The 8,011-nt window shown below is 64.6% G+C and carries 6 protein-coding genes and 1 pseudogene; 3 read left to right on the top strand and 4 right to left on the bottom strand.

What is annotated here, in order from left to right:
* Both AWB82_RS10535 and AWB82_RS10530 read right to left on the bottom strand, forming a co-directional pair.
* Positions 1-125 (bottom strand): annotated as a pseudogene (locus AWB82_RS10535) (DNA-binding response regulator); the annotation flags it as partial.
* Positions 115-1,542 (bottom strand): cache domain-containing protein, encoded by a 1,428-nt coding sequence (locus AWB82_RS10530; RefSeq protein ID WP_086967067.1) that lies wholly within the window; start codon positions 1,540-1,542, stop codon positions 115-117. The pseudogene AWB82_RS10535 and the gene AWB82_RS10530, both read right to left, overlap by 11 nt.
* 300 nt (positions 1,543-1,842) lie before the next feature.
* Here AWB82_RS10530 and AWB82_RS10525 point away from each other — a divergent pair, with 300 nt between their 5' ends.
* Entirely contained in the window at positions 1,843-3,927 is a 2,085-nt protein-coding gene (locus tag AWB82_RS10525) for a carbon starvation CstA family protein (RefSeq protein ID WP_086967066.1), read from the top strand.
* A 25-nt stretch (positions 3,928-3,952) separates the two neighbouring features.
* Positions 3,953-4,147, top strand: a complete 195-nt coding sequence (locus AWB82_RS10520) for a YbdD/YjiX family protein (RefSeq protein ID WP_086967065.1) — start codon at positions 3,953-3,955, stop codon at positions 4,145-4,147.
* 137 nt (positions 4,148-4,284) lie between these two features.
* On the opposite strand, the gene hpnH is transcribed toward AWB82_RS10520, so the two are convergent.
* Complete coding sequence (hpnH, locus tag AWB82_RS10515) at positions 4,285-5,439, bottom strand: adenosyl-hopene transferase HpnH (RefSeq protein ID WP_086967064.1); 1,155 nt, start codon at positions 5,437-5,439, stop codon at positions 4,285-4,287.
* A 13-nt stretch (positions 5,440-5,452) separates the two neighbouring features.
* Positions 5,453-6,415 (bottom strand): 4-hydroxy-3-methylbut-2-enyl diphosphate reductase, encoded by a 963-nt coding sequence (gene ispH, locus AWB82_RS10510; protein ID WP_086967063.1) that lies wholly within the window; start codon positions 6,413-6,415, stop codon positions 5,453-5,455.
* Positions 6,416-6,807: 392 nt separating this feature from the next.
* On the opposite strand from ispH, the gene AWB82_RS10505 reads away from it, so the two are divergent.
* Positions 6,808-8,010, top strand: coding sequence for a glycosyltransferase (locus AWB82_RS10505; RefSeq protein ID WP_086967062.1), 1,203 nt, complete (start codon positions 6,808-6,810; stop codon positions 8,008-8,010).
* Position 8,011 lies beyond the last annotated feature (1 nt).

Raw genomic sequence — 8,011 nt, 5'->3', positions numbered from 1 at the left:
TCCTTTGCGCTGCCGGCCTCGCCGATCACGCTGAGATGCGGTACGGAGTCGAGGCGCGCGCGCAAGCCGTCGCGCACGAGCGGGTGATCGTCGACGAGAATGATGCGGGCGGTTTCAGCGCTCATCGGTGTGTCCTTGTAGATTCGGCGCGGCGAGCGGCAGCGGCACGCTCGCCGCGATCGACGTGCGGCCCGGCTGCGAACTGATCGCGAGCATGCCGCCGAGCGCGTCGAGCCGCTCGCGCATGTTGCGCAGGCCGACGCCGCTCGCCGGATCGGAGAATGCGTCGTGCGCGTCGAAGCCGCGGCCATTGTCGGTGATGTCGAGCGTGACGGCGTGCGTCGCGATATCGAGCGTGAGCGCCGCGCGCGACGCCTGCGCATGCCGCGCGATGTTGGTCAGCGCTTCCTGCGCGATGCGAAAGAGCACCGTGTTGACGGGATCGGGCAGCGTCGCGCGCTGCGGCGCACAAGGCTTGCCGTCGTGCGTCGATTCGAAGCGCACTTCGGTGCCGTTCTGTCCGTCGAACTCGCGCGCGAGTTGTTCGAGCGCGGCGGCGAGACCGAGATCGTCGAGCATCGCGGGACGCAGCGCGTGCGAGATGCGGCGCACTTCGCGCAGCGTGCCGGAAAGACGTCCGAGACTCGTCGCGAGCGCGGCCTCGGCGGTCGGCTCGCGCGCCGCGCCGCGTTCGAAACGCGCGAGCGCCGATTCGAGCAGCAGCTTCACCGAGACGAGCATCTGGCTGATTCCGTCGTGCAATTCGCGCGACAGCCGCGCGCGTTCCTGTTCCTGTGAATCCACCACTTGCCGCGCGAGGCGCTTCAGCTTCGCGTCGGCGCTGCGATGCTCGCTGATATTGAGCACCGCGCCGCACGCCGCGATGATCGCGAGCGCGGCGAACGCGATCAGCCCGATCCACATGAGCGTGCGCCGGATGTTCACGGCCGCCTGCGAATCGATGCGCGCGAGCGTCGTCTCGACATCCTCCAGATAGATGCCCGTGCCCATCATCCAGCCCCAGCGTTCGAGCGGCACGACATAGCCGAGCTTCGGCGCGAGCAGGCCGGTCGATGGCCGCCGCCAAACGTAGCGCACGTAGCCGCCGCCTTTGGATGCCTGCTGGATCAGCTCCTGAATGGTCAGCGCGCCGTTCGGATCGCGCATCAGCCAGAGATCGCGTCCGACGAGATCGGGCTGGCGTGGATGCATGAGCGACGTGCCGTGCATCGTGTAAACGAAAAAGTAACCGTCCTGCCCGAAGTCGAGCCGCTGGAGCGCGTCGAGCGCGAGGCGTCGGCGTTCTTCGTCGCTGCGCGGATCGTTGGCGGGCGCGTCGTAGTATGGCGCGATCGCGCTCTTCGCGATCTCGACGTAATGCCGCAGTTCGATTTCCTTGCTCGACACATACGCGGCCTGCGTCGTGTCGTGCTGCGCCTGCGCGAGCGATTGCGCCTGTTGACGAACGCCGTAGGTGATCCCGCCGATCGCGAGCGCGAACGGCACGATCGCGAGCAGGAAGATCTTTGCCTTGAGATTCATTGAAATCTGTTCACATACAAAACGGCCATGCGTCGCCCACTGCGGGGCAAGCCTTCGGGAACGCCCGAATTGCGGCGCATGGCGGCGGCGTGTGTTGCTTGGTGTTGCTTGATCTGACTCGGCCGTTCGCATGGCGATTTCGTATGCGAACGGACCTTGGGGTTTTCCGCTACGTGAAGCCACGTAGCGCGCATACGTAGTTATGCGCTTGTAAGCGCCCGGGCGAAAGCGAATACTACCGCCCAATGCGCTATCACGGCGCAATCATCGGCCCACAGGGTCAATAACTAAGGAGACGCCATGAATCGGGCTTCCGGATTCCTGGGCTGGATCGCGCTCGCGCTCTTGGGCGCGTTCGCATTCGGCACCATAGCGCTCGCGCACGGCGAGCGTATCAGCGCACTCTGGATCGTCATCGCGGCGGTCTGCGTCTATCTCATCGCTTACCGGTTCTATTCGCGCTTCATCGCGTCGAAGGTGCTGCAGCTCGACGGCCTGCGCATGACGCCGGCCGTTCGTCATAACGATGGCCTCGACTACGTGCCGACCAACAAGTACGTGCTGTTCGGCCATCACTTCGCGGCGATCGCGGGCGCGGGTCCGCTCGTCGGCCCCGTGCTGGCGGCGCAGATGGGCTACACGCCCGGCATGCTGTGGATTCTCGGCGGCGTCGTGTTCGCGGGCGCGGTGCAGGACTTCGTCATCCTGTTCATCTCGACGCGTCGCGACGGCCGCTCGCTCGGCGATCTCATCAAGATGGAACTCGGCACCGTGCCCGGCGTAATCGCGCTGTTCGGCGCGTTCCTCATCATGGTGATCATTCTCGCGGTGCTCGCGCTGATCGTCGTGAAGGCGCTCACCAATTCGCCGTGGGGCACGTTCACGGTGGCGGCGACGATTCCGATCGCGCTCTTCATGGGCGTCTATACGCGCTACATTCGTCCGGGGCGCATCGGCGAGGTGTCGATCATCGGCTTCGTCGGCCTGATGCTCGCGATCGTGTACGGCGGACAGGTCGCGCAATCGGCGACGCTCGCGCCGTTCTTCACGTTCACTGGCGTGCAGCTCGTGTGGATTCTGATCGGCTACGGCTTCGTGGCGTCAGTGCTGCCGGTGTGGCTGCTGCTCGCGCCGCGCGATTATCTGTCGACGTTCCTCAAGATCGGCACGATTCTGGGCCTCGCGATCGGCATTCTGATCGTCGCGCCGGAGCTCAAGATGCCGGCCTTCACGAAGTTCGTCGATGGCAGCGGGCCGGTGTGGTCGGGCAATCTGTTCCCGTTCCTGTTCATCACGATCGCGTGCGGCGCGGTGTCGGGCTTTCACGCGCTGATCTCGTCGGGCACGACGCCCAAGATGATCGACAACGAAGTCAACATGCGCTTCATCGGCTACGGCGCGATGCTGATGGAATCGTTCGTCGCGATGATGGCGCTCGTCGCCGCCTGCGTGATCGAGCCGGGCGTGTACTTCGCGATGAACAGCCCGGCCGCGCTGCTCGGCTCGACGCCCGAAGCGGTCGCGCAGACCGTCACGGGCTGGGGCTTCGTGCTGACGCCCGACATGTTGACGTCGACGGCGAAGGCGGTCGGCGAGACGACCATCATCGCGCGTGCCGGCGGCGCGCCGACGCTCGCGGTCGGCATGGCGCACATTCTTCATCAGGTAATCGGCGGCCCGGCGATGATGGCGTTCTGGTATCACTTCGCCATTCTGTTCGAGGCGCTCTTCATCCTGACCGCCGTCGACGCGGGCACGCGCGCCGGCCGCTTCATGCTGCAGGACTTGCTCGGCACGTTCCATCCGGCACTGCGTCGCACGGAATCGCTGCCGGCCAACCTCATCGCGACGGGGCTGTGCGTCGCCGCATGGGGCTACTTCCTGTATCAGGGCGTGGTCGATCCGTTCGGCGGCATCAACACGCTGTGGCCGCTCTTCGGCATCTCGAATCAGATGCTCGCGGGCATCGCGCTGATGCTCGGCACGGTCGTGCTGTTCAAGATGAAGCGCGAGCGCTACGCGTGGGTCACGCTCGTGCCGACCATCTGGCTGCTCATCTGCACGTTGACGGCCGGCTGGCAAAAGATCTTCGACGCGAATCCGAAAGTCGGTTTTCTCGCGCACGCGGGCAAGCTGAAGGACGCCTACGACGCGGGCAAGGTGATGGCGCCGGCCAAGTCGCTCGCGGAGATGCAGCGCATCATCTTCAACGATTACGTCGATGCGGCGCTTTCCGGCCTGTTCATCTTCGTGGTGGTGAGTATCGCGGTGTATGGCGTGCTGGCGGTGCTGCGCGCGCGTCGCGAATCGAAGCCGACGGTGCGCGAGACGCCGTTCGAAGCGATGCCGGCGGGTTCGAGCGCGGCCGTGCGTTCGGGCCATTGAGCGTCGGCCGGGAAAGGAGCAAGCAATGTTCAGCGATCTTCGGCAGGCAGGGCGGTATCTCGGCCAGGCAATGCGCCTGATGGTCGGGATGCCTGATTACGACGCGTATGTCACGCACATGCAGACGACGCATCCCGACAAGCCGGTCATGACCTACGCGGAGTTTTTCCGCGAGCGGCAGGAGGCGAGGTATGGGTCGGGAGCGGGGAAGTGCTGCTGAGTTGAAATTGTGTAGTGGCGGGTGACAACGACGCGGCGGTGAGAGCCGTCGCGTTTTTTTGTGCCTCGGCAGATAGAAAAAGGGCGAACGACCTGAAGCCGTTCGCCCTTCGCATTTCTACCGGCAGAAAACGCGACTCAATTCACCACTGCCGCCGTTTTCGCGCCCTTGTTCTTCTGCGCCCGCCCGATCTCTTCCAGCTTGATCTCCACATGTCGCGAGAACACGTACTCGGCCGGACGCTGCGTGTCGATCGGCAGATCCTTGGCGAACGCGCCCGTCGTGCGCGGACCCGACAGAGCGATCTTCGCGGCCTTCAGCGGATGCGCCACCGTGTCCATCACGGCGGTCGCCTCGAAGCCGCAGTGGACCATGCAGTCCGCGCACTTCTCGTACTTGCCCGTGCCGTACTTGTCCCAGTCGGTGGTTTCCATCAGTTCCTTGAAGGTCTTCACGTAACCTTCGCCGACCAGATAGCACGGCTTCTGCCAGCCGAACACCGTGCGCGCCGGGTTGCCCCAAGGCGTGCATTGATACGTCTGGTTGCCCGCGAGGAAGTCGAGGAACAACGTGGACTGGCTGAACGCCCAGTTCTTGCCGTTGTTGCCGCGCTTGAAGATTTCACGGAACAGATTCTTGGTCTTTTCGCGGTTCAGGAAGTGCTGCTGATCCGGCGCGCGTTCGTAGGCATAGCCCGGCGAGACCGTGATGCCATCGACGCCGATCGGGCCGAGCGTGTCGAAGAACCTTGCGACGCGCTCGGGTTCGGCGTCGTTGAACAGCGTGCAGTTGATGTTCACGCGAAAGCCGCGGCGCTTCGCTTCCCTGATGGCGGCGACAGCCTTGTCGTAAGTGCCCGGCTGCGAGACCGAGTGATCGTGCGCCTCGCGGTCGCCGTCGAGGTGAACCGACCAGACGAAGTACGGGCTCGGCTCGTAATCGTCCATCTTCTTTTCCATCAGAAGCGCGTTCGTGCAGAGATACACGAACTTCTTGCGCGCCATGATGCCCTTCACGATCTGCGGCATTTCCTTGTGCAGCAACGGCTCGCCGCCCGCGATAGACACGACCGGCGCGCCGCACTCGTCGACTGCGCCGAGACACTCTTCCAGCGACAGGCGCTGGTTCAGGATCGGGTCCGGATAGTCGATCTTGCCGCAGCCGTTACAGGCGAGATTGCAGCGGAACAGCGGTTCCAGCATCAGCGCGAGCGGATAACGCTTGTTGCGGCTCAGGTGCTGCTTGAAGATGTAGGCGCCAACGCGGGCCTTCTGGAGCATTGGGATAGACAATTGTGTCCTCTGCTTATTCTTCGCGAACCGCGGTTGCCGCAACGGCGGCGACCGGCTGAATGAGCTTCGCGGGGAGTTTGAATTCGACCTTTTCCTCGCGGCCGTTCATCGTCGTGACTTCGACGTGTCCGAACGTGCGCAGGGCATCGATCACATGTTTGACCATTTCCTCGGGCGCCGAAGCCCCCGCCGTAATGCCGACCGTTTGCACATTGGCAAACCATTCCGGCCTGATCTCCGAACCGTCCGCGACGAGGTAGCTCGGAACGCCGCTCTCGGCGCCGATCTCCCGCAGGCGGTTCGAATTGGAACTGTTGGTGGCGCCGACCACGAGCAGCACCTCCACCCGATCCGACAGCTCGCGCACGGCGGCCTGCCGGTTTTGCGTCGCATAGCAGATGTCGCGCGTGTCCGGGCCGACGATATCGCTGAAGCGGCGCTGCAACGCGTCGATGATGCCGCGCGTGTCGTCGACCGAAAGCGTGGTCTGCGTGACGTAAGCGACGGGCATGTCGGGCGCGAGCGTCATCTTCTCGACCTCGGCTTCGCTTTGCACCAGCACGACGACGCCGGGAATCTGCCCGATGGTGCCTTCGACTTCCGGATGACCCGCATGGCCGATCAGAATGAGCGTGCGTCCCTGCGATACATATTGACGGCCCTGCACGTGAACCTTCGTGACGAGCGGACAAGTGGCGTCCAGCACGTCGAGCCCACGCGTTTTCGCGTCTTTCTCGACGCTCCGCGCGACGCCGTGCGCGCTGAAAATCGCGACCGCGCCGTGCGGAACTTCATCGAGTTCTTCGACGAAACGCGCGCCCTTGCTACGCAGGTTGTCCACCACATGGCGGTTATGAACGATCTCGTGACGCACATAAACCGGTGCGCCATGCCGTTCCAGGGCCCGATCGACGATTTCGATCGCACGGACCACGCCCGCACAAAAGCCGCGGGGTTGAGCAAGGATGATACGCATATTCGAACGAACTCCGACTGGCGCGGGTCTCGGGTTAGCCGGCGCGAAGCTCACGCTTTCCCGATGGCCGGGGAAAGCGGACCGGAAAAAAAGACACGGTGGGATCGGTCTGCGCGCCGAAGTTGACCGCGTATTCTAACGCGTTCCCTTTTTGGGTGCTCATTGGCCGCTTACTGCGCGGCACGGGCGATGCACGCGAATACGACGATTTTCATAACCCAGTAAACTGTCGGACGCCCCGCAGCGCATCGCCGCGAGATTTGCGCCGCGCCCCTTTGCCGCGCAGGCTTGCGGCCTGACTCGCGGCGCTGTTCCAATTGTGTGTTTTTCGCGCAACGCCGCGGCGACCGCGCCATCGGCCGTGCCACTGTTTCCGAGCTAATCGTTTATTCATGCTACTGATCGCCTGGTTGTCATTTTTGATCTGGATCGTGCTGCTGTTCGCCCGTGGCGGATTCTGGCGCGCGCAACCCGCGTCCGCGCTTTCCGGCACGACGGTCCACGCCGTCGGCAATGCGGAGATCGCGCGCCACGGCGCATGGCCCGCGCTCGTGGCCGTGGTGCCCGCGCGCAACGAGGCCGACGTGATCGGGCGCGCGGTGGGCTCGCTGCTCAAGCAGGACTATGCGGGCGCGTTCCACGTGATCGTCGTCGATGACCACAGCACCGATGGCACCGCCGATGCCGCGCTCGCCGCCGCCCGCGATCTCGGCCTCGACGACCGCCTGACGGTCCTGACCGCGCAGCCGCTGCCGCCCGGCTGGTCGGGCAAGGTGTGGGCGCAGTCGCAGGGCATCGCGGCGATCGACAAGCTCGGCCTGCCCGCGGAGTTCCTGCTGCTCACGGACGCGGACATCTATCATCCCGCCGAGGCCGCGACGCAACTCGTCGCGCGCACGATTCTCGAGGACCGCGATCTGGTCTCGCTGATGGTCCGGCTGCGCTGCGATTCCCTGTGGGAAAAGGCGCTGATTCCCGCGTTCGTGTTTTTCTTCGCGAAGCTGTATCCGTTCGCGTGGGTCAACGACGTGAAGAAGCCGACCGCCGGCGCGGCGGGCGGCTGCATGCTCGTGCGCCGTTCGGCACTCGTGGAGGCGGGCGGGATCGAATCGATCCGGCAGGAACTGATCGACGATTGCAGTCTCGCCGCGCGCATCAAGCATCGCGCGGGCCGCCACGATGCGCGCCCGATCCGCCTCGATCTCGCCGAGCGCAGCGAATCGCTGCGTCCGTACGATAGCTGGCGCGATGTCTGGAACATGATCGCGCGCACGGCGTTCACGCAGTTGCGCTATTCGCCGCTGCTGCTCGCTGGCACGTTGCTCGGCATGGCGGTGATCTATCTCGCGCCGCCGGTGCTCGCGCTGGCGTACGGCGCTCGCGCGTGGCCCGCATGCGCCGCGTGGGCGCTCATGTGCATCGCCTATGGTCCGATGCTGCGTTACTACCGGCGATCGCTTTTCTGGGCGCCGCTCCTGCCGCTCGTCGCGTTGTTCTACGTGAGCGCGACAATCGGCTCGGCCGTGCGTTACTGGAGCGGGAAGGGCGGGCAATGGAAGGCGCGCGTGCAGGCGCCGACCCAGGAAGGTTCGTAAG

The sequence above is a fragment of the Caballeronia glebae genome (assembly GCF_001545035.1).
GTDB classification, from domain to species: domain Bacteria; phylum Pseudomonadota; class Gammaproteobacteria; order Burkholderiales; family Burkholderiaceae; genus Caballeronia; species Caballeronia glebae.
This window is presented reverse-complemented; position numbering and strand designations above follow the sequence as displayed.